15 protein-coding genes are annotated in these 20,602 nt (G+C 65.5%); 2 read left to right on the top strand and 13 right to left on the bottom strand.

What is annotated here, in order from left to right:
* The 6 genes from AAGW05_RS13670 to AAGW05_RS13645 all read right to left on the bottom strand — a co-directional run.
* Positions 1-341 (bottom strand): hypothetical protein (locus AAGW05_RS13670; RefSeq protein ID WP_411805103.1); only part of this gene is annotated, 341 nt, incomplete at its 3' end.
* 262 nt (positions 342-603) lie between these two features.
* A complete protein-coding gene (gatB, locus tag AAGW05_RS13665) occupies positions 604-2,112 on the bottom strand; it encodes an Asp-tRNA(Asn)/Glu-tRNA(Gln) amidotransferase subunit GatB (protein ID WP_411805102.1) in 1,509 nt (502 codons plus the stop codon).
* A complete protein-coding gene (gene gatA, locus AAGW05_RS13660) occupies positions 2,112-3,659 on the bottom strand; it encodes an Asp-tRNA(Asn)/Glu-tRNA(Gln) amidotransferase subunit GatA (RefSeq protein WP_411805101.1) in 1,548 nt (515 codons plus the stop codon). Before gatA ends, gatB begins: the two co-directional genes overlap by 1 nt.
* A 3-nt stretch (positions 3,660-3,662) precedes the next feature.
* Positions 3,663-3,959 carry an Asp-tRNA(Asn)/Glu-tRNA(Gln) amidotransferase subunit GatC gene (gatC, locus tag AAGW05_RS13655; protein ID WP_411805100.1) on the bottom strand — a complete coding sequence of 99 codons (297 nt, stop codon included), beginning with the start codon at positions 3,957-3,959 and terminating at the stop codon, positions 3,663-3,665.
* Between the two features lie 37 nt (positions 3,960-3,996).
* The gene (locus AAGW05_RS13650; RefSeq protein ID WP_411805099.1) at positions 3,997-5,358 is read right to left on the bottom strand and encodes an LssY C-terminal domain-containing protein; all 1,362 of its coding nucleotides are present in this window, start codon (positions 5,356-5,358) and stop codon (positions 3,997-3,999) included.
* Positions 5,355-5,870: a GNAT family N-acetyltransferase gene (locus tag AAGW05_RS13645; protein WP_411805098.1), complete on the bottom strand. Its 516-nt coding sequence runs from the start codon at positions 5,868-5,870 to the stop codon at positions 5,355-5,357. The genes AAGW05_RS13650 and AAGW05_RS13645 overlap by 4 nt, the downstream gene beginning before the upstream one ends.
* A 299-nt stretch (positions 5,871-6,169) precedes the next feature.
* Between AAGW05_RS13645 and AAGW05_RS13640 the strand changes: the two genes are divergently transcribed.
* Positions 6,170-7,093, top strand: a complete 924-nt coding sequence (locus AAGW05_RS13640; RefSeq protein ID WP_411805097.1) for a hypothetical protein — start codon at positions 6,170-6,172, stop codon at positions 7,091-7,093.
* A gap of 148 nt (positions 7,094-7,241) precedes the next feature.
* Here the strand turns inward: AAGW05_RS13640 and AAGW05_RS13635 are convergent, their stop codons facing one another.
* From AAGW05_RS13635 to AAGW05_RS13620, 4 genes are read right to left on the bottom strand one after another with little or no spacing between them, the layout of a single operon-like run.
* Positions 7,242-8,582 carry a CoA transferase gene (locus AAGW05_RS13635; RefSeq protein ID WP_411805096.1) on the bottom strand — a complete coding sequence of 447 codons (1,341 nt, stop codon included), beginning with the start codon at positions 8,580-8,582 and terminating at the stop codon, positions 7,242-7,244.
* A 9-nt stretch (positions 8,583-8,591) separates the two neighbouring features.
* A complete protein-coding gene (locus AAGW05_RS13630; protein ID WP_411805095.1) occupies positions 8,592-9,452 on the bottom strand; it encodes an inositol monophosphatase family protein in 861 nt (286 codons plus the stop codon).
* 18 nt (positions 9,453-9,470) lie between these two features.
* The gene (ligA, locus tag AAGW05_RS13625) at positions 9,471-11,723 is read right to left on the bottom strand and encodes an NAD-dependent DNA ligase LigA (protein WP_411805094.1); all 2,253 of its coding nucleotides are present in this window, start codon (positions 11,721-11,723) and stop codon (positions 9,471-9,473) included.
* Positions 11,724-11,782: 59 nt separating this feature from the next.
* Positions 11,783-12,982, bottom strand: a complete 1,200-nt coding sequence (locus AAGW05_RS13620; RefSeq protein ID WP_411805093.1) for an ROK family protein — start codon at positions 12,980-12,982, stop codon at positions 11,783-11,785.
* Between the two features lie 290 nt (positions 12,983-13,272).
* On the opposite strand from AAGW05_RS13620, the gene AAGW05_RS13615 reads away from it, so the two are divergent.
* Entirely contained in the window at positions 13,273-14,946 is a 1,674-nt protein-coding gene (locus tag AAGW05_RS13615) for a glycoside hydrolase family 13 protein (protein WP_411805092.1), read from the top strand.
* Between the two features lie 112 nt (positions 14,947-15,058).
* Here the strand turns inward: AAGW05_RS13615 and AAGW05_RS13610 are convergent, their stop codons facing one another.
* From AAGW05_RS13610 to AAGW05_RS13600, 3 genes are all read right to left on the bottom strand, one after another.
* A complete protein-coding gene (locus AAGW05_RS13610; protein WP_411805091.1) occupies positions 15,059-15,328 on the bottom strand; it encodes a hypothetical protein in 270 nt (89 codons plus the stop codon).
* A 123-nt stretch (positions 15,329-15,451) separates the two neighbouring features.
* Positions 15,452-19,888: an FtsK/SpoIIIE domain-containing protein gene (locus AAGW05_RS13605; protein ID WP_411805090.1), complete on the bottom strand. Its 4,437-nt coding sequence runs from the start codon at positions 19,886-19,888 to the stop codon at positions 15,452-15,454.
* The gene (locus tag AAGW05_RS13600; protein WP_411805089.1) at positions 19,885-20,589 is read right to left on the bottom strand and encodes a hypothetical protein; all 705 of its coding nucleotides are present in this window, start codon (positions 20,587-20,589) and stop codon (positions 19,885-19,887) included. The genes AAGW05_RS13605 and AAGW05_RS13600 overlap by 4 nt, the downstream gene beginning before the upstream one ends.
* Between the last annotated feature and the right edge of the window lie 13 nt (positions 20,590-20,602).

Raw genomic sequence — 20,602 nt, 5'->3', positions numbered from 1 at the left:
GAATAGTTCTCGGAGCCATTGTTTGACGGGGTCAAAGCAGTAGGTGTAGTCGGCGGGCTGGAATTCTCTGCCGGTGATGTAGTAGCCCCAACGGGCCCGGAGGTCATGTCAGTGGATTCCGGCTTGGCGACGCCGTTGTTGGAGCCGACAGCCAAAATCTGCCGAGCCGTGGTGCTGCCTGGACTGCTGGCATCGACCGTCACGACGGCACAGAACAGTGCAACTACAACAACAAGAATGCCCCCAGCAATTGTTACCGCGACCACGTGGCGCCGGGACGCCCAATAACTGGGGTCGGCATCGGCAGAATCTGCCCCGAACGAACGTTCCCGATTGTTCACGGTGAAGCTCCTAACGTGAGGCGTCAGATCTGGCGGTTGGTGCAGTCGCCCACAGACCCAAAACAATGGCTCGGGGCAATCCTACGCTTACGCATCCATGCCAATGCCGTGTCAGCTTCCAATCCGCACAGTCACTTCATTGACAGCCGCAAAATAGGTCTGCATGAAAAATGCGCCCGTCCCCGCTTTTCGCGCCCGTTGTAACGGGCGCGAAAAGCGGGGACGGGCGCAGATCTCGACAAACTGGACCAGTGAGGTGAAGTTAGCCCTCAACGCCGAGCGTCTTGAGGATCAGCTCGCGCACACGGGCCGCATCAGCCTGTCCGCGGGTCACCTTCATGACGCCGCCGACAATGGCACCGACAGCCTGGATCTTGCCGCCACGGATCTTCTCGGCCACGTCGGGCTGTGCCGCCAGCGCCTCATCGATCGCCCTCTGCAGGGCACCGTCGTCGGACACCACGGCCAGGCCGCGCTTGGCCACAACCTCGGCGGGTGTGCCTTCGCCCGCAAGGACGCCGTCGAGCACCTTGCGGGCCAGCTTGTCGTTGATGGCACCGGAGGCGATGAGCTTTTCAATCTCCACCACGACGGCGGGCGTGACACCCAGTGCGGCGGGGTCGACGTCGGCCAGCTTGGCCCGGCGGGCGATCTCACCCATCCACCACTTGCGGGCCGCGGCTGCCGTTGCACCGGCAGCAACTGTCTCTTCGATTTCGTCCATGAGTCCGGCGTTGACAACGTCGCGGAACTCCAGGTCGGTGTAGCCCCAGTCAGCCTGCAGGCGCTTGCGGCGCTCGGCGGGCGGCTCGGGCAGGGTTGCGCGCAGTTCCTCAACCCACTCTGCGGTGGTGACGATGGGCACCAGGTCAGGTTCCGGGAAGTAACGGTAATCGTCGGAGTCGGACTTGGGGCGCCCCGAGGTGGTCGACTTCGTGTCCTCGTGCCAGTGGCGGGTTTCCTGAACGATCTTCGCGCCTGATTCCAAGACAGCGGCGTGTCGCTGGATCTCAAACGTCACGGCGTTTTCGACGGCGCGCAGCGAGTTCACGTTCTTCGTCTCGGTGCGGGTGCCGAGCTTTTCCTGGCCGTAGGGGCGCAGCGAAACGTTGGCGTCGCAACGGACGTTGCCGTGCTCCATCTTGGCCTCGGATACGCCGAGGTTCTTCACAATTTCGCGAATGGCTGCAACGTAGGCCTTGGCCAGTTCGGGCGCACGGGTGCCGGCACCGACGATGGGCTTGGTGACGATTTCCACCAGGGGCACACCCGAGCGATTGTAGTCGACCAGGGAGAAATCTGCACCCTGGATGCGGCCGGTGGAGCCACCCATGTGGGTCAGCTTGCCGGCGTCCTCTTCCATGTGGGCGCGTTCAATTTCCACGTGGAAAACTGTGCCGTCGTCCAGTTCAATGTCGATCCAGCCGTCGTAGCAGATGGGGTCATCGTACTGGGACGTCTGGAAGTTCTTGGGTGTGTCCGGGTAGAAATACTGCTTGCGCGCAAAGGTGCTGTGCGGGGCAATCTTGCAGTTCAGTGCCAGACCGATCAGGATCGAGGACTCAACGGCTTTTTTGTTGACAACGGGCAGTACGCCGGGCAGGCCCAGGCACACCTCGTTGACGTTGGTGTTGGGGTCATCGCCAAAGACGTTCGGCGCGGAGGAGAACATCTTGGTCTTGGTGTTCAGCTCAACGTGGACCTCGAAACCCATGACGGGTTCGTACTTTTCGAGGGCTTCCTCGTAGCTCACAATGGTGTCAACGCTCATTAGTTTGCCTCCTCGGCTGCGGTCTCGTTGGTGGACGCCAGGACCGGGGCCTGGTCCAGGATGGGGCCGCCCCACTGCTCTTCAAGCAGGGCTTCCAGGACTGCGCCGACACGGTACAGGCGCGCGTCCTCGCGGGCAGGTGCCAGGAATTGGATGCCGACGGGCAGGCCGTCTTCATCCGCGAGACCACCGGGCAGGGTCAGACCGGGGACGCCGGCCATGTTTGCCGGGATCGTGGCAATGTCGTTCAGGTACATAGCCAGCGGGTCATCGAGCTTCTCACCCAATTTGAACGCCGTCACGGGGGACGTCGGGGAGATCAGCACGTCAACCTGAGCGAACGCGGCGTCGAAGTCGCGCTGGATCAGGGTGCGCACCTTCTGGGCCGAGCCGTAGTAGGCGTCGTAGTATCCGGCCGACAGGGCGTAGGTGCCCAGGATGATGCGGCGCTTGACCTCATCGCCAAAGCCGGCGGCGCGGGTTGCACCCATGACGCGCTCAATCGTGAGCGGGCCCTCGGTGGGCAGGGTGCGCAAACCGAAACGGACGCCGTCGAACTTGGCAAGGTTCGAGGAGGCCTCCGACGGCATGATCAGGTAGTAGGCACCCAGGGCATAGCCGAAGTTGGGGCACGAGACCTCGATGATCTCGGCGCCGGCGTTGCGCAGCAGTTCCACGGATTCGTTGAAGCGGTTCTCGACGCCGGGCTGGAAGCCTTCACCGTGCAGTTCCTTGATGATGCCGATTTTCATGCCCGCAACGTTGCCAATGCGGGCGGCGTCGGCAAGGCCGGTTGAGGGGTCGGTCAGCGAGGTGGAGTCCTGCGGGTCGTGACCGCCGATGACTTCTTGCAGCAGCGCCGAGTCAAGGACCGTGCGGGTAACCGGGCCGATCTGATCCAGCGAGGAGGCCATGGCGATGGCACCGTAGCGCGAAACTGCACCGTAGGTGGGCTTCACGCCAACGGTGCCCGTGACGGCGCCGGGCTGGCGGATGGAGCCACCGGTATCGGTGCCCAAGGCAAGGGGGGCTTCGAAAGCTGCAACAGCAGCTGCGGAGCCACCGCCGGAACCGCCCGGGATCCGGTCAAGGTCCCAGGGGTTGCGGGTGGGGCCATAAGCAGAGTGCTCGGTGGAGGAACCCATGGCGAATTCATCAAGGTTCGTCTTGCCCAGCATCGGCATGCGTGCGGCACGGATCTTCTTGATAACGGTGGCGTCGTAAGGGCTCATCCAGCCCTCAAGGATCTTCGAGCCAGCCGTGGTGGGCTGACCCTTCGTCACAATGAGGTCCTTGATGGCGATCGGCACGCCGGCAAGCTCGTGGAGGTCTTCGCCTGCGGCGCGGCGGGCGTCGACATCGGCTGCGACGGCGAGCGCTTCTTCAGCGTTGACGTGCAGGAACGCGTGAACGCCGCGCTCTCCGCCGTCGACCTCGGCAATGCGGTCAAGGTGGGCCTGGACCAGTTCAACGGAGGTGATCTCGCCGGCGGCGAGCTTGGCGGCCATGACGGCCGCGCTGGAACGAATCAGTTCGTGGGCGCTCATGGTTTAGCTTTCCTCCAGAATGGCGGGGACCTTGAAACGGCCGTCGGCGGAATCGGGGGCGCCCGAGAGTGCCTCCTCGACGGTGAGTACGTGTCCGACGACGTCTTCTCGCATGACATTTGTCAGCGGAATCGGGTGCGAGGTGGCAGGAACATCCGCCCCTGCAGCCTCGCTGACGCTCTTCACCGAATCGACAATCACTGCCAGCTCGGTGGCCATGCGGTCCAGTTCTTCGTCGCTCATCTCGATGTGAGCCAGTTGCGCCAAATGCGCCACGTCGTCACGGTTGATCGCAGCCATGGATCTCCCCTACAAAAAGAAATAAAAGTGTGTACCCCTAGCTTATCTCCCGTGGCGCATGATGAATTGCGTCCCGTCGCGACCACAAACTCGACTTCTGGGCCGACAAGGCAAGCAGCAACAAGATGTCCACGGGGAGCCCGAAGAGGTCCCCGCGCAACGTGACGGACATGCCGCTGAAGAAGCCAACGGCCGCCACCACAATCAACACCACACTAAAGGCCATGACGGTGACCCTTGCCCGGTTGCTGCCACGGAAAACCAAGACGGCGAGCGCCACGTAGAGGAGCATGGAGGCGGACGTGACGGCGACGACGATGTCCACGACCAAGCCCGCGATGGCGACTTCGTTGGCGGGCAGTGAGGCCGCCGCTTCGCCAATAATGCTCGCACGGTCGCCCAGGGTCAGGCTCAGCGTCACGATGCCCACCACGACACGGATGCCCATGAGGACCACGCCCAGGGTTGTTGAGACAGGCCGGCGCCGTTCCCGCGCGGCCATCCGCGCCTCGGCACCCTGATGTGCAGCCATGGCGGCCGAGGGCACCTTGCTGACATCGACCACCGGCAGGTTGCCGTCGGTTTCGATCGTGTCCCCGCCGCCGTTGCGCGAGTGGTATCCGGTGGAAAAGTCCGCGATGGTGCGTACAGAAATTTCAGGGCGGCTCTCTACCAGGGTTGCCACGATATGGTCGCGCTCAACGTCGGTGTCGGCGTCGATCTTGTGCGTGATTTGAAGCGTGAAAAGTGAGAAGCCGACGGCCCTGTCAAAGGTGCCCGCCGCAAGCCAGCCAGCCTTATGTCCCCCGGGTAGCATCCAGCCCTCGGGACATTTCCGAAAGCGCACGTGGTGGCGTTTGGCGGGATTACCGGCGACTTCCTGCTGGTACGCCAGGTCCTGTTGGCGGCCAAAGAGCAGCAGGGGGCTCACGGGCGCCTCGTCGTAGCTGCGCCTGAACACCGTTGAGGTCACGATGCGCCAACTCGAACGCAGGGTGACCTCATCGGCCCTGATCCAGCCGGCACCGGTCATGGCGGCGTCCAATTGGGCTTCGCTGCCTTCTGCGGCGAGGTTGATGGGGTCCCCGAGCAGCCCGTCGGAGGTGCGGGCCCGGCCGATGAAGTAGTCGGGAACATAGATTGAGGTTAGGATCCTGTGTACCCGGGGCAGCACCAGGTAGGCCAGGAGCAGCCAGAAGAGAATGAAGGCAGGCACAAGGTACCAGCCCACGTGCAGGGACTCGGTCAGTACCAGCCAGGCCAGCCACAGCGCCGCCACACCGCTCAGGGCGAAGACGAAGTTGTCCATCAGGGAGTTAACGGAGGGCGGCTGCAGGAGTCTGCGGTGGCCGTTGCCCAGCTTTGCCGCCACGGGTTCGGAGTGCTCTCCGGGTGTCATGAGGCCATCCTCGGCTCGAGCGCCATCCGGTACACGCGCAGCATCTTGCCGTTTTCAGGGATGGGCCAGTCACGTTCGGGAACGCGCGAGAACCCCAGCTTCTGGTACAGGGCGTGGGCCGAGTGCCAGTCGTTGCCCGTGGTGAGGCTAACGGCCGTGATCCCCTCCGTGCTGCGTGCCTGATCCAGGATCCAGCTGACAAGGGCACGCCCGGCACCGCTGCGCTGCACGGCCGGATCAACCACCAAGAGTCGGAATTCCAGCTCATCCGGCAGGGCCAAGTCCGCCCATTGATCACCATAAACGGCGAGGGTGGCCGAGCCCACCACCGCCCCGTCGCGCTCGGCGACAATCATCGGCGCCACGGCCGCCCGCTCCGCCACCCTCATGATCTTGGCCATATAGGGATGGTTGGTGTCGGTAAAGTACCCCGCACCCAGGTACGCGTCGGCGGTAATCCGCGCCACGGCGTCGTAATCTGCTTCGGTGATGGGACGGACGGTGATGCTCATGCGATGGAGGCTCTCTGGCTGGTTCTATACTGCTGGTTCAGTGGTGCTGGTTCAGTCGCAACGTCCGGTGGTGGCCCTTGCCTTCCAAGTCTTCCGCACCCGGGGCCCGGCTGGGAAATTTCCGCGCCCGGCCCCCGTCCCGGCCGAACATTCCAAACTGCAGGTGATGCGATAAATCGCGCCTGTTTATCGCATCAGCTGCAGTTTGGAATCAGGAGACCGCCGGACCTTAGCCAGCGACAGCCCCTGCCTGTGGATAACTGCGGATGCCGGACGTTAAAGTGGGCCAGACTTGATGCATGGTCGCCCCTCCGAGAAGATTCGGCTTCCTTGCCCGGCGCTCCTTCACGTTTGAGGAGGGCCTGGCGTCAGGAGCCACGCGCAGTCATCTGCGTGCTGCCGGCCTGGGCACGCCCAGCAGGGGCATCAGGGTTCCTCTCGGCAGGCAGCAGAAGTTGCTCGATCGGGTGCGCCCCTATGCGCTCTTGTCCTCATCAGGGTGCATCTCCCACGTTACGGCGGCGCAACTTCACGGAATGCCGCTGCCATGGTTTGACGATGAGATTCGAACCATCCACATCACCCGCCCGGCCCATTCAGCCCAACCACGGCGCAGGAACGTCATCGGCCACACCAACACCCTGGCCCCCGAAGACGTCATGTACATCGACGGCGTCCCGGTGACAACTCCGGAGCGGACGTTCCTGGACCTCAGCGCAATTCTTGGCCTCGATGACCTGGTGGCTGTGGCCGATTTCCTGATCTGCTGGCACGACCGGCCCTTTGAACCACCCAAGGCGCCGATCGTGCCGGCAGGGAAACTCCGGTCCTATGTGGCCGGACACCACCGCGTCCGCGGCCTGAACGCCGCCCGGGCAGCCATGGAACTGATGCGGGTTGGCGTGGATTCCCGGCCGGAAACCAGGCTGCGGCTGCTGCTGCACCGCGCCGGACTTCCCGAATTCATGACGAACTTCGCCATACCCGGCGACCCGGAAGTATGGCCGGACCTGGCCTGCGAGGAATACAAGACCAGCGGCCAATATGAAGGTGAGATCCACCAGACAACGCAGAAGCAGCTGTACGACAGGAACCGCGATGAACGAAGCGCGGCGCGCGGATGGCTGCAGGTCAAGGTGTACAGCGCCGACATGCGCAAAGGCGAGGCCCATGTGGCCGGGATGTTCGCCAAAGCTCTGCGCAAGCAGGGCTGGCAGGGGTAAGTGGCCAGGCCAATCCCCGCCGGGGTGTCAGCTTCAGCCGGGGTCCCGGGATTTGAAATCGCAGCTGATGCGATAAATCGGCCGGATTTATCGCATCAGCTGCCATTTCAAATCAGTGGACAGGCAGGGCGTCGCATCAGCTGCTGTTTCAAGCGCCGGTGCCGTCCGCCCAGCGCGGCGGTGCCGAACCGAAACCCCGCGCCTGCACGTCCGTGGACATGGGCACTCCTTCGATCACGACCGCTGGAGGCAGCCGCAGCCCGGGACCCCGCACGGTTTCTTCAGCCACCAGTGACGCGGGTTCGGCACAGGGCAGGGGCGCAGCAGGGTCGGACGGCCCCGATTTCATCAGCTCCAGCGCCGTCCGGGCCAGCGAGAGCCGGGCATTGCGGGCCGTCCCCTCCAACCGGCCGAGCCAGGCGTCGACGGCGGCGCCCGCGCACAGGTACCCGGTGGCGTGGTCAAGGGCCTGGACGGGCAGCGGGTGCGGCGTGTCGGCGCCGAAGTGGAGCATCCCGGAGTGGGCAATGCCGCAGCTCATTTGAACCAGAGAGTCAAAGCCTCGCCTGTTGGCCCAGGGACCGCTCCACCCGTAGGCGTCAAGCGCCACCGAGACAAGGTTCCGATGGCGCACGGCAAGCGCCTCGTCCGAGAATCCCAGCCTGTCCAGGGCGTCGGGGCGGTAGCCGTGAATGAAGATGTCGGCCCCGGCCAGCAGCCCCTCAAGCACCGCCAAATCACTAGGCTGTTTCAGATCCAGCCGCGCGCAGTGCTTGCCCACGCTCATTTCCGCCTCAAGCCCCGCCTCCTCCCATCCGGGCGGGTCGATCCGCAGGACGTCAGCCCCGTACATCGCCAGGAAGCGGGTTGCCACGGGACCGGCAATCACCCGGGTGAGGTCAAGCACCCGCACCCCCGCCAGAGGCCTGCCCGCACTGGCAACCCGGGCATGTCCGGGTGCGCCGGCGTCGTCCGTCAGGCGCCCGGCACCCCACGCAACAAGCGGTTCGGCCGCAACTGCCGCGCCCTGCGGGTGGGCGAGCCACTGCTCCGGCGAGCGCATGAGCGCTGCACAGCCATTGGCCGCGACAACGGCGGCCTCCAACTCCTCCCCGTTCCAATGCCCGACGGCGGACGCCACAGTTGCGCGGGCGGCGCCGGCTTCCAGCCCGAGCACTCCAAGGGCCGCGGCTCGGTGGTGCGGGGCGTTGGTGTGCAGGCGGATCCAGCCGTCGGCGCAGCGGTAGTCTCCGGCAATGGCGTCCCATACGGGAGGAAGCTCCCAGCCAACAGGAGTGAAGGACTGCCCGAACCACAGTGAGGCAAGGTCCCTGTCGACGGTGACGGCGGGCGAGGAGGAGCCGTGGTGTTGGGCCAACCGGGCCATGGCGCCGGCAGCCTGCGCCATGGCCGACACCGCGAAGCCGGACACGTCAAAGGCGGAGAGCAGGGTCCCGGCACCCTTCACGGCTACTCTTTCCATCGTCATGGGATCAGGCTACTCTGCCGATCGGCCCTGGCCAGCCGGGGCAAAGCCGCCTTCCAGTCCCGGCACGCAGGCGCCCGTCCACACCGACAGCACTTCCTCCCGGCTGGGCAATCCGTTGACCGCCGGGCTAAGCACCGGCCGGTGCACCCAAGCGCCGGCCTCCTGGGCAATCAGCCCGCCGGCGGCAAAGTCATGCTCGAACAGGCCGTATTCGAGGTAGGCATCCACCGACCCTTCCGCCACGGCACACAGCTCAAGGGCCGCCGAACCCAGCCGGCGGAAGTCGCCAAAGTTGTCCATCCGCCCGTCAAGTTCGGAGACGAGGCGGCGTCGCACTGCGGGATCGTTGGTCAGCGCCGTAGACAGCAGGGTGCCGCCCCGCGTCTCGAGCGGTCCATGCAGGGGGCGCACCGAGCGCTCGCCGTCGGCCCGGGTTTCATCCAGCCACGCCCCGCCGTCGCGGGAGGCGAAGTAGATCCTGCGCAGGGCGGGCGCGTTGACAACCCCTGCCAGCCATTGCCCATCGGGGCCCATCACGGCAACGGATGTGCCGTAGTAGGCGATGTTCCTGATGAAGTTCATTGTCCCGTCGAGCGGGTCGATGCTCCAGCGGTACCCCGACGGTTCGGCGGGCAGCGCGGGGGCAAGTTCCTCGCCCGTGATGACGTCGTGCGGGCGGGCATCGGCGATGACAGCCCGCACGGCGTTCTCGGCGGCGACGTCGAAGGCCGTGACCCAGTCGGCGTCGGAGGACTTCTCGGTGGCACCGAAGCCTGCCGGGTCCCGGGCGGCAAGCACGGCGGCCCCCTCGGCGGCCGCGCGCAGGGCAACCTCCAGCAGTTCATCGACGCTCACGTTATGCGTGCTCATGTATTTCCTTTGCTTGGTTTATTGCTCGAATGCTGCGGGCCCGCTGGCCAGCAGCTCGCGGAAGGCGTCCTCGTCAAGGACCGGGATGCCCAGCGCCTCGGCCTTGTCCAGCTTGGTCCCGGCCGCCTCCCCTGCCACCACGTAGGAGGTGTTCTTGGAGACGGATCCGGCCGCCTTGCCGCCGCGGATGATAATGGCTTCCTTCGCCTCGTCGCGGCTGAGGTTTGGCAGCGTCCCCGTCACCACAATGGTCAGCCCCTCGAGGGTTTTCGGCACGGATTCATCCACGGCGTCGGCCATGAGGACCCCGGCCGCCGCCCAGGCGTCGACGATGTCCTTGTGCCAGTCGACCGCGAACCACTCGATGAGGGCCTCGGCAATGATGCCGCCGACGCCGCCGACGTTCGCCAGCTGTTCCGCGGCGTCCGGGGCCGCCAGTGCCGCCCGGATGGCGGCCATTGATCCGTAACGGGTGGCCAGGGCGCGCGACGCCGTGGGGCCGACATGCCTGATGGACAGCGCGACGAGCACCCGCCACAGGGGCGCCTTCTTGGCCTTTTCCAGCTCCTCGTACAGCTTCTCGGTGGTTTTGGTGGGCACGGAGGGCTTCTTGGCGGTCGCCTTCGTGTAAAAGTACGGCACCTGCGCGAAGCGCCCCGTCCCCTCGCCCTTGGACCTGATTTCACGCCACACCACGACGCCGGACAGGTCAAGTTCGGCGATGGAGAAGACCTGCGCCTCACTCACCAGGGGCCCCGGACCGGCCGGTGCGATGATGCCGCCGTTGCCTGCCGGGTCCGGTCCGGGCCCGGTGGTCAGGGCTGCAGCCGCCTCATAGCCCAGCGCCTCAATGTCGAAGCCGCCGCGCCCGGCAAGGTGCGCCACGCGCTCGGTGAGCTGGGCCGGGCACGACCTGGCGTTGAGGCAGCGGATGTCAATGTCGCCTTCCTTGGCCGGTGCCAGGGCGGTGCCGCAGGACGGGCAGTGCGTGGGCATGACGAACTCGCGCACGGGCGGGTCCTGCGCATCCCGCAGCGCCATGACCGGGCCAACGATCTCGGGGATCACGTCACCGGCCTTGCGCAGCACCACGATGTCCCCGATCAGCACGCCCTTGGCCTTGACCACGTCCTGGTTGTGCAATGTTGCCATCTCCACCACGGAGCCGGCCACCTTCACCGGTTCCATGACCCCGTAGGGGGTGACCCGTCCCGTGCGGCCCACGTTGACCCTGATGTCCAGCAGTTTCGTGTGCACCTCTTCCGGCGGGTACTTGTAGGCCACGGACCAGCGCGGCACGCGGGAGGTGTGGCCCAGTTCGCGCTGCGTGGCGAGGTCGTCCACCTTGACCACGATGCCGTCAATTTCGTGGATCAGGTCGTGGCGGTGTTCGCCGTAGTGGGAGATGAAGTCCATGACTTCCGGAAGGGTGTCCACCACCTTGTAGTACGGGCTGATGGGCATGCCCCACGATTTCAGCAGCTCATAGGTTTCGGACTGTGTCGCGGTGGTAAGCCCTTCGCGCGCTCCGATGCCGTGGACGTACATGCTCAGCGGCCGCTTGGCGGTCTCGGCCGGGTCCTTCTGGCGCAGTGAGCCGGCAGCCGAGTTCCGGGGGTTCGAAAAGGGCGCCTTGCCGGCCGCGACCATCTTTTCATTCAGCGCCGTGAAGTCCTTGGAGGCAATGAACACTTCGCCGCGGATCTCCACCTCGGACGGAAAGTTGGTGCCGTGCAGCTTCTGCGGAATGTCCTTGATGGTGGCCACGTTGTGGGTGATGTCCTCACCCGTGGTGCCGTCGCCGCGGGTCGCGGCCCGCACCAGCACGCCGTTGCGGTACAGCAGGTTCACGGCCAGCCCGTCGATCTTTAACTCGGACAGCCATCTCGGAGCCTTGCCCCCGCGATGCGCCACCGATGCGGCGGCCTTCGTCAGCCAGGCTTCCAGCTCCTCGAGGGAGAACACGTCCTCCAGCGAGTACATGCGGGCCAGATGGTCGACGGCGGCAAACGCCACCGAGACCTCCCCGCCAACGTTTTGGGTCGGCGAGTCGCCCGTGACCAGTTCCGGGTGCAGGGCTTCAAGGGTTTCAAGCTCGCTGTAGAGCAGGTCGAACTCGGCGTCGGAGACAATCGGTGCGTCGTCGTTGTAGTACGCCGCCCGGTACTTCTGGATCAGGTCCACCAGGTCGGCGTGGCGTGCGCGGTCGGCGGCCGCAGGCAGGGAATCGGCTGAAGGCGTTGAATCAGGGGTCTCTTGCTGGCTAGTCACGGTTCCATCTAACCCCAAACAGCCCGGCTTCGCACCGTCATGGGCGGTGATTCCCGCCGCTACTCCCCCAGCACCAGGTCCAGGGCGTTTAGTTCAACGTGGTCAAGGGCCAGGCGCACGGCCCCCAGCGTCACGATCGCGTCCCCGAGGGTCGACACCTCCACCCGTGGCGGATTCGGCATGAGCCGTGCAAGCTCCGCCTCCAACGGCCCGAGCAGGCCACCGGCCGAGGACGCCACGGCGCCGCCAATCACCACCACGTCGGGGTCGAAAAGTGTCCCCACGAGCGAAATAATGCGTGCCATGCGCACGGCGATGACGTCAAGGATCCCGCGGGCCGCCGTGTCCCCTGCGGCCGCCGCGGCAAACACCATTTCTGCCCCGACGGCTTCCCCCGCCTCGGCCACCATGGTGCTCATGAGGGTCTTGGCAGATCTGGACTCAAGCAGTTCCTGGGCCATGTCGCGCGCCAGCACAGCAATCCCTTCGGGTGTTCCAACACCCTTGACGAGTTCAAGATGGCCAACTTCGCCGGCGCGTCCGCCCACACCGCGCAAGAGGCGGCCCGATTCGATCAGGCCGAAGCCGATCCGGTCTCCTGCCAGCATCACCGCAAGGTCCTGGGCCCCTGCATGCACGCCCATCCAGCGCTCGGCCAGGGCTGCGAGGTTTGCGTCGTTGGCCAGCAGGACGGGCCAGCCGTGGCGGTCCCGCAGGTTTTCCTGCACGCCGATGTCCAAGTTCGCCCAGAACGGCTGGCTGTGCGAAATCCTGCCCTTTCGGTCAACCGGCGCGGCAATTCCGACGGCGGCCACCAGGACGTCCTGGGCCCGCACCCCGGCGTCGGCCAGGACTGCGTCGACAGCGGTGTCGATCGAGGCAAGGCGTGCGGCGGCGCCGGATTCGCCAAAGGCCCGGGTGGACTTGGCGAGGATTTCCCCCCGCAGGTTCGTCACGAGGGCAGTGGTTTTGGCCACGCCGATGTCAAGGCCCACCACCACCCCGGCCATGGCAGCAAACTCAAAGACCCGCGCGGGCCTGCCCTTTTGCGGTCCCGATACGGGGCGCTGGGCCGGCAGCTCATGCACCCAACCGGCCCGGATCAGGTCATCGCATACGGCAATGACTGTTGCCCGCGCCAGCCCCGTGGCCTCGATGAGGTCGGTTCCTGTCACCGCGGCCGAGCGGCGCATGACACCGAGGATGGCGCTCATGTTGGTGTGGCGAAGCTGCTGCGGAGTGTTTGCCGTGAGTTCCAAAAAGTGCCCCTTGACGTCTGGCCTTATGATGTAAATAATACTAACAGGGCATAAATTTATACTCTAAATATAAGCCGTAAATTATTACCGGTGGGGATTCGGCCACGGCAACCGTTCGGCGGCTGGCATGAAGGAGTTTTATTCATGAACGCAACAGCAGGCCCATGAGCGCCAACGCTGGTGGTCTACCACTTCGCACAGCGCTGGATCATGTCCGCCGTCATGCGGGGCGGCGTCAAATAGCGCCCCTCTAACCTCTTGCACCAACTCCACGAGAAAAGGACCACCCCATGACTGCTTCACCGCTTTCCGTGCTCAGCGCCGATATCCTGGCCACCGACCCCCACTGGTGGCGCCAGGCCGCCGTCTACCAGATCTACCCGCGCAGCTTCTACGACGCCAACGCCGACGGCTTGGGCGACATCAAGGGCATCACCGCCAAGGTCCCGTACCTGGTGGAACTGGGGCTCGACGCCGTATGGCTGAGCCCGTTCTACCCCTCCGAGCTGGCCGACGGCGGCTACGATGTCGCCGATTACCGCAACGTCGACCCGCGCTTGGGCACCTTGGCCGACTTCGATGAGATGACAGCGTCACTCCACGCCGCCGGCATGAGGTTGATCGTTGACATCGTCCCGAACCACTCATCCGACCAGCACGCATGGTTCCAGGAAGCCCTCGCGGCCGAAAAGGGTTCCGCTGCCCGTGCACGCTACATCTTCCGTGACGGCCTGGGCGCCAACGGCGAGCTCCCGCCGTCGGACTGGGATTCCATCTTTGGCGGACCGGCCTGGACCCGGGTTGCCGACGGCCAGTGGTACCTCCACCTGTTCGCCTCCGAACAGCCCGACTTCAACTGGGACAACCGCGAAATCCGCGACGACTTCCTGAGGACCCTGCGTTTCTGGTCCGACCGCGGCGTTGACGGCTTCCGCATCGACGTGGCCCACGCACTCTCAAAGGACCTCACCGAACCTCTGCCGAACAAGGCCGAACTGCAGCGGCTGGAGAAGCGGCACAACGGCTCCAACCCGCTGTGGGACCGCGATCAGGTGCACGAGATCTACGCCGAATGGCGCGCCTTGTTCAACGAGTACAACCCGCCGCGCACGGCAGTCGCCGAGGCCTGGGTGGACCAGTCCCGCCGCGCCCGCTACGCCTCCCCCACAAGCCTGGGCCAGGCCTTCAACTTCGACCTGCTCATGGCCGACTTCGAGGCCGAATCCTTCGCATCGATAGTGACGAAGAACCTCGCCGAGTCCGCAGCCACCGGCGCGTCATCGACCTGGGTCCTCTCAAACCACGACGTGGTCCGCCATGCCACCCGCTACGGCCTGCCCAAGCTTGCCGATGCGGAGAAGACCCAGGACGGCAAGACCTGGCTCCTCGAAGGCGGCGATGAGGCAGATCTGGACCGCGCGCTCGGCCTGCGCCGTGCCCGTGCCGCAACCCTGTTCCTGCTGGCCCTGCCCGGCTCCGCCTACCTGTACCAGGGTGAGGAATTGGGCCTGCACGAGGTGGCTGACATTCCCGACGCCGACCGCCAGGACCCCACGTTCTTCCGCAACACAGGCATCGAAAAGGGCCGCGACGGCTGCCGCGTGCCCCTGCCCTGGACCGCAGCGGACGCCTCCTTCGGATTCGGCGACGTTCAAGCACACCTACCCCAGCCAGCCTGGTTCGCCGAGTACGCAGTGGGCGCCCAGGACGCCGTTGCAGGGTCAACCCTGAACCTCTACCGCGACGCCCTGGCCCTGCGCCGCCAGCTCCAGACATCCGAGGAGCTGGCCTGGGTGGCCAACACCAACCCGGACTTCTTGCACTTCACCCGGCCCAACGGCTGGCAGACCGTCACGAACTTTGGGGATGCCGCCGTCGCACTTCCCGCAGGCACAGTGGCCCTCAGCAGCGTTCCGCTCGTGGACGGCATGCTGCCCGCGAACGCCACCGCCTGGCTCGTCTAGGAAACCTCTCCGCGGCCACCGCTAACCCACGGTGATCTGCAGAATCTCGGGCCGATTAAGCAAAAACGCCGGTCCCCGCATGATGCGGGGACCGGCGTTGTGCGTCTGTCAGTTAGTTCGCCGAGGTGTCGAGCTGCTGCTGGCGCTGCTTGCTGACCAGGGTCTTGACATCGTTCAGGTCGGATATGACCCGGTTGAGCTGCTGCTTGGATGCCGGCCACTGGCTGCCCTTGAAGCGGGTGGCGTCCGGGCCTGCCCACTGAACGGAGTTGGCCTTGCCGTCGATTGAGGACATGGCATGGGAGATCTGGTCGATTGCACTTGCGAGCTTGGACACCAAATCAGCCATGTCCTGCGGGTCGTTACCGATCATTCCGGCCATGATGCACATCCTTCGTACTGGAAATTTACCCCGGCTGGCTTCTCCGGCCGGGCAACTACTAAAAACATATCAACCCCGCGTGTGCAGCGTCGATGGGGACAACTCCCCTTGGCTTTATTACGCCTACCGCTCGTGGTCCATGGTGCTTGCGACCTGCAGCTTGTACGCCTTTCCGCGTCCAACCACATAGCCCCGTCCGGGGATGAACTTGTTGTTGTACAGGCGCCCCAGCGGCGTGCTCATCAAGGTGTCACCCTCGACGTCGCCGGGGTTCATCAGCAGCCCGCGGCGGCCCGCCTTGAACAACCCGGCAAGGCTCCAGGCTCCGGACCAGGTGGATGTTTCGGCCTCGCCGACCACAAAGTGGTTCGCCTTGATGGCCGCCTTGATCAGGTTCACCAAATCCATTTCTGCCTCGGAGTCGCCAAACTCCGTGACACCCTCGATGAAGAACGCCACGGGCTCGCTTTCCCGTTCAACCAGGTCGATGAAGCGCTGCAATTCAGGTTCCAGCGCTGCGGCTGTCACGATCGACTCATCCCACACCGGCAGGTTGGCGATGGCCGAGCGCCGCGAGCCGAAGTACACGCGCCGGGTGCCCGGCGTCGAGCGTTTCAGCGCTTCGGCCAGGGTGACAAGGGCTGTGGTGCGGCCCGACGACGGCGGGCCGGTGAGCATGAGTGCGCCGCTTGCCTGCAGTCCGGCAGGCTCCAGGCTGAAGTCGTCGACGCCGATCGTGACATGCCCGTGCGATGCCGCCGGCAGGACGTTCAGGTCGAGCATTTCAGGAAGCGACTCAACGCGCGGGGCAGCCTTGACGCCCTGGCGGATGAGCGATTCGGCCAGGCTGGCAACCTGCCGTGCCTGCAGCGCAAGGTTGGGTGTGCCGCCGAAAATGGCCATCTGGACCTCGGCGCCGTCGAGCATGCCGCGTCCGGGCGGGGATGCCGGGCTGAGGATGTCGCGGGGCAGGCCAAGGTTGGAGTAGTCGTCGGCCGTGGCAAGGCGGAGGACCAGCAGCCGTTGCACGGATGACGCCAACGACGCCGGAAGCGACTTCGGGCTGTCGCCGGCAATGACAATGTGCACGCCCATGGGACGGCCGTCGGTGGCGATCTGCTGCAGGGTTTCAAACTGCGTCATGCCGGCCCTGAACTCGTACAGCTCACGGAATGTGGCGAGCCCGTCGACCATGACGATGATGCGCGGCTCGTCAGGCTTGTTGGCCAGCCGGCGGTACTCGGCGATGGTGCCGGCCTTGACCTGGGCAAAGCTCTCGGCCCGCTCCTCGATGAGGCCGCGGACATGGCGCAGGAGGCGGCCGACGCGTTCGGCGTCCTCGGCGTTGATGATGCCCCCGACGTGCGGGAGGACATCGAGCATCTGCAGTCCGTTGGAGGCGGCGTCGATGCCGTACACCTGCACGGGGCCGCCGCGCGGGGTGATGGCCGATGAGATCGCGATGGTGCGCAGGGCCGCAGACTTGCCCGATCCGCTGGCACCGAGGATGGCCATGTTGCCGTCCCTGTCGGGCTCGAAGAACACCGTTGGCTGGGCCTGGTGTTCGGGGTCGTCCAGGACGCCCAGCAGCAGCTGCGCATCGGTGCGCCGGCTGGGGAGCTTTGACAGCTCGTAAATTTCAGACAACTCGCTCAGCCACGGCTTGCGGGGCGCCTTCACACCAAGTTCGACGGCGGCAAGAGACACGTTGGCGACGACCCGTGCGATGTCGTTGGGACCCTCGGATTCCTCCGCCGAAGCCGCTTCAAGCTCCTGTTCCCAGGGCGCGCCGGCGCCAAAATCCATCTCCACAATGTCGATGCGGGGGCGCTGCGGGGTGCGGGTGGTCCAGCCGCCGGCGTATCCTGTCTGGAATCCCTGGATGCGTCCCGGGCCTGTCTTGGCGGCGCCGCGTCCGGGAATGGACGGGCTGAAGTACGCCGCGGTGGATTCGCCCAGGATGTCCAGGGAGTCGTCGGCGTCGGCCATGCGCAGGGCAATGCGCATGTTCGTGTTCGCGCGCAGGCTGTCCTTGATGACGCCCGAGGGGCGCTGGGTGGCAAGGATCAGGTGCAGTCCCAGCGAGCGTCCGCGGGCGGCAACGTCAACCACGCCGTCAACGAACTCGGGCACCTCCTTGGCGAGGGCGGCAAATTCGTCCACCACAATGATCAACGACGGCGGCGTCTCGGGATCCGCTTCACGCTCAAGGGCCAGCAGGTCCTTGGCCTTCTTGCGGTTGAGCAGGTGCTCGCGGTAGTGCAGCTCGGCGCGCAGGGACGTCAGGGCCCGGCGGACCAGGTGTGGCGAGAGGTCCGTGACCAGGCCGACCGTGTGCGGAAGCTGCACGCAGTCGGCGAAGGCCGCCCCGCCCTTGTAGTCGACAAAAAGGAAGGACACCCTGTCGGGGCTGTAGGCCGCGGCCATGCCCAGCACCCAGGCCTGCAGGAACTCGGACTTGCCGGCGCCGGTGGTGCCGCCGACAAGGGCATGCGGGCCCTCGGTCTTCAGGTCAAGGTACATGGGCTCGATGCCCTTGGACCCGACCAGGGCGCGCAGCGAGCCCTGGTGCTTGCGGTTCTTCACGGCACGGGAAGCCACGGAGTTGTTCTCCAGCCAGCGGTCGGCAATGCCCGATGTGCCCTCCACGATGTCGTGGCCTGCAAGGGCAACGTAGGAGACGCTGCGCGGCAGGTCGGAGTCGTCCTCAACGGGCTTGCCGGCGTCGATCACGGGGGCAAGCATGCGGGCAAGCGCGGCGGCAAGGTCCTGGCTGACGCTTTCGCAGCTGACGGGGAACGTCAGCTGGCCCAGGCGGACCTGCCCGGTGGTTGCAGTTTCGGCCACGTGGACAAAGTCACGGCACGACGCCGGGAGCGCCTCGACCGAGCTGGCAACCCACAGGACGTGGACGCCCACGTCGGCGCCGTATTCACTTAGCCGTGTCAGGCGGGCGCGGTCAACCTTGACGTCGTCCTCAATGATGACCAGCAGTGCCGGCATGACCGGCTGGGGAAGATCAAACTTTTTGGGGTCAAGGGCACCCCTGTGCGCGGCCCTGTGGGCGTCCATGATGGCGCCGCGGGTGAGCAGCAGTTCCTCCAGCGAAGCAAGGAGCATGCTGGCGGCACCGCGGCCCGAGGCCAGGTGTTCACCTGGCAGGGGCGAATGCACGGAGCCGACGTGGGGAAGCCATTGCAGCCATTCCCAGCGTTCCTTGGACTCGGCTGATGTCATGGCCGCCACTGCCAGTTCGGCGGGGGAATGCAGCCCCACTGCCTGCAGGACAAGGGCGCGGGCCACGTCCTGGACCACGCCGCGCGGCCCGGCAACGCCCAACGCCCCGCTGGTGCGCAAGTGGGCGACCACGGGGACCGCGTCAATGTCCGAGAACTCGGTCTTGATGTCCTGGATCTCGGCCATGTATTCCGGGAGCGTGTTGTTCTCCCCCGGCGCCTTCACGGGTGTGCGTGAGGGTTGGCGGCCCACGCCCAGGCGCAGCGAAAGGAACGCCTTGTGCTCGGGGCGGTGCGTCCACATCAGGGGGCCCAGCTTGTAGATGGCCTCGACAGTTTCTGCCGTTGACGGGGTCTCAGCCAGCCGCACGGCCCGCTCCACCTGCTGGCGCGCCGTCATTTGCCGGCGGAACTCGGCCACTGCGCCACGGAACTGGGCGATTGCTTCGCGCAGCTCGCGCCTGGTGTTCGCCTTTTGGTCGAAGTGGCTGGCGATGATCATCAGCGGCATCATGGCGACGAAGATGAGGCTGTAAATGCTCCCGGTGACACCAAACATGACGGCGCCCATCAGGACGGGGGCGATCAGCATGATCATGGGGAAGCGTTCACGCTTGGGGCGCTGCGGGCCGGCGGGAATGGTTTGTTCCTCGGCTAAAAAGTGCGGGACCACGCGCGGGGAACGGTTGAATTCCACGAGCGGGCTGCTGGGGCCGGCCTGTGCGCCGCGGCCAAGGCTCACCACCGAAATGGTGGTTTCGCCCAGCGTCACCTCGTCGTAGGAGCCAAGGACGGCACGGGACACCTGGGTGCCCTCCATCATGAGCCCGTTGGCCGATCCGGTGTCCGCAATTTCAATGGTGTCGCCGACGGTGATGCGGGCGTGCCGTTTTGAGGTCATCGGGTCGCTGAGCCTGACGTCGACGTCAAAGTCGCGGCCAACATAGCTGGTGCCCTGCGGCAGGGCGAATTCGCTGCCCGCGTCAGGACCTGAGATGACGCGCAGCGTTGCAGCCGCCGGGCCGCGGTCCTGGTTCGCCACGGCAAAAGTTTCGCTGACCTGGGTCAGGGACACGACGGCGCCGGGCCGCAGCCCCGATTCCAGCAGGTTACTGTCGGGGGGAAGGGTGCGTCCGCGCATGCCGCCAACCATGGATTCCTCCACCAGCAGGGACAGATTCTCCGGCGCGCGGGCGCCTTTGCGTGCGGGGTCCGCAAGGTAAAGTTCGGTGGCGATGTCGCCAACGGATGCCAGGCCGTCAACCGTCACGGCGAGGTTTTTGTCCTCCAGCGGGGCGCGCTTGAGTGTCAGCCTGATCCTCATTCGGCGTCAGTTCCGCGCTGGGATTCCAGCAGTGGCAAGTCCTCGGGGGTGACCAGGTGGGAGGTGACTGCGTGCTCGACGAGCCGTGCGCGCCTGTTCGTAGCCAGCTTGCCGCCGCCGCCTCGCAGGCCGACCACGCCGACCCGATCAAGCTTGTCGCACACATTGTCCAGCTTGCGGTTGAAGCGTGTGAGCGCCCAACCAAGCCGCCTGGCTGCCTCCGCCGAGGACGGGATGGAGCTGAACCCTGTCCCGCCGCGGCGGAGCATCGGCTCGGCCAGGGCAACGATCAGCGCCTTCTGCGATGGGGTGAACGCCACTGGGCCGATGGTGGTTGACCCTGCCGAGTCCTCCTCGCGGCTCAGGGACGTGAACGATGGCGCGGCCAGGTGCACCGAGAATTCGTAGGTTGTGGGGCCGGCAGTGAAAATCACGTTTGTCTGGCTAAAGACCAGCGGGATGCGCGCACCCGGCGCCATCCACGCCTGCATGCCGCCGGCGGCGTCGGCGATCGTGGCAGAGAGCATGGTACCGGCGTTTGTCAGCCACCAAATGCCGTCGTACTTGCCCACTTCCAGGAATTTCCTGTGCAGGTAGGGGTTCTCGTCAACCTCGATGTCCCCTTCACGGCCAATCTTGAAGATTGCCTCGGCCGAGGGTTCGTACCATTCGCCGCAAAAGTCAATCCTTAGTTCCCCCATGAAGGCTCCCCCT

This window comes from Arthrobacter sp. LAPM80 (assembly GCF_046736435.1).
Classification (GTDB): domain Bacteria; phylum Actinomycetota; class Actinomycetes; order Actinomycetales; family Micrococcaceae; genus Specibacter.
This window is presented reverse-complemented; position numbering and strand designations above follow the sequence as displayed.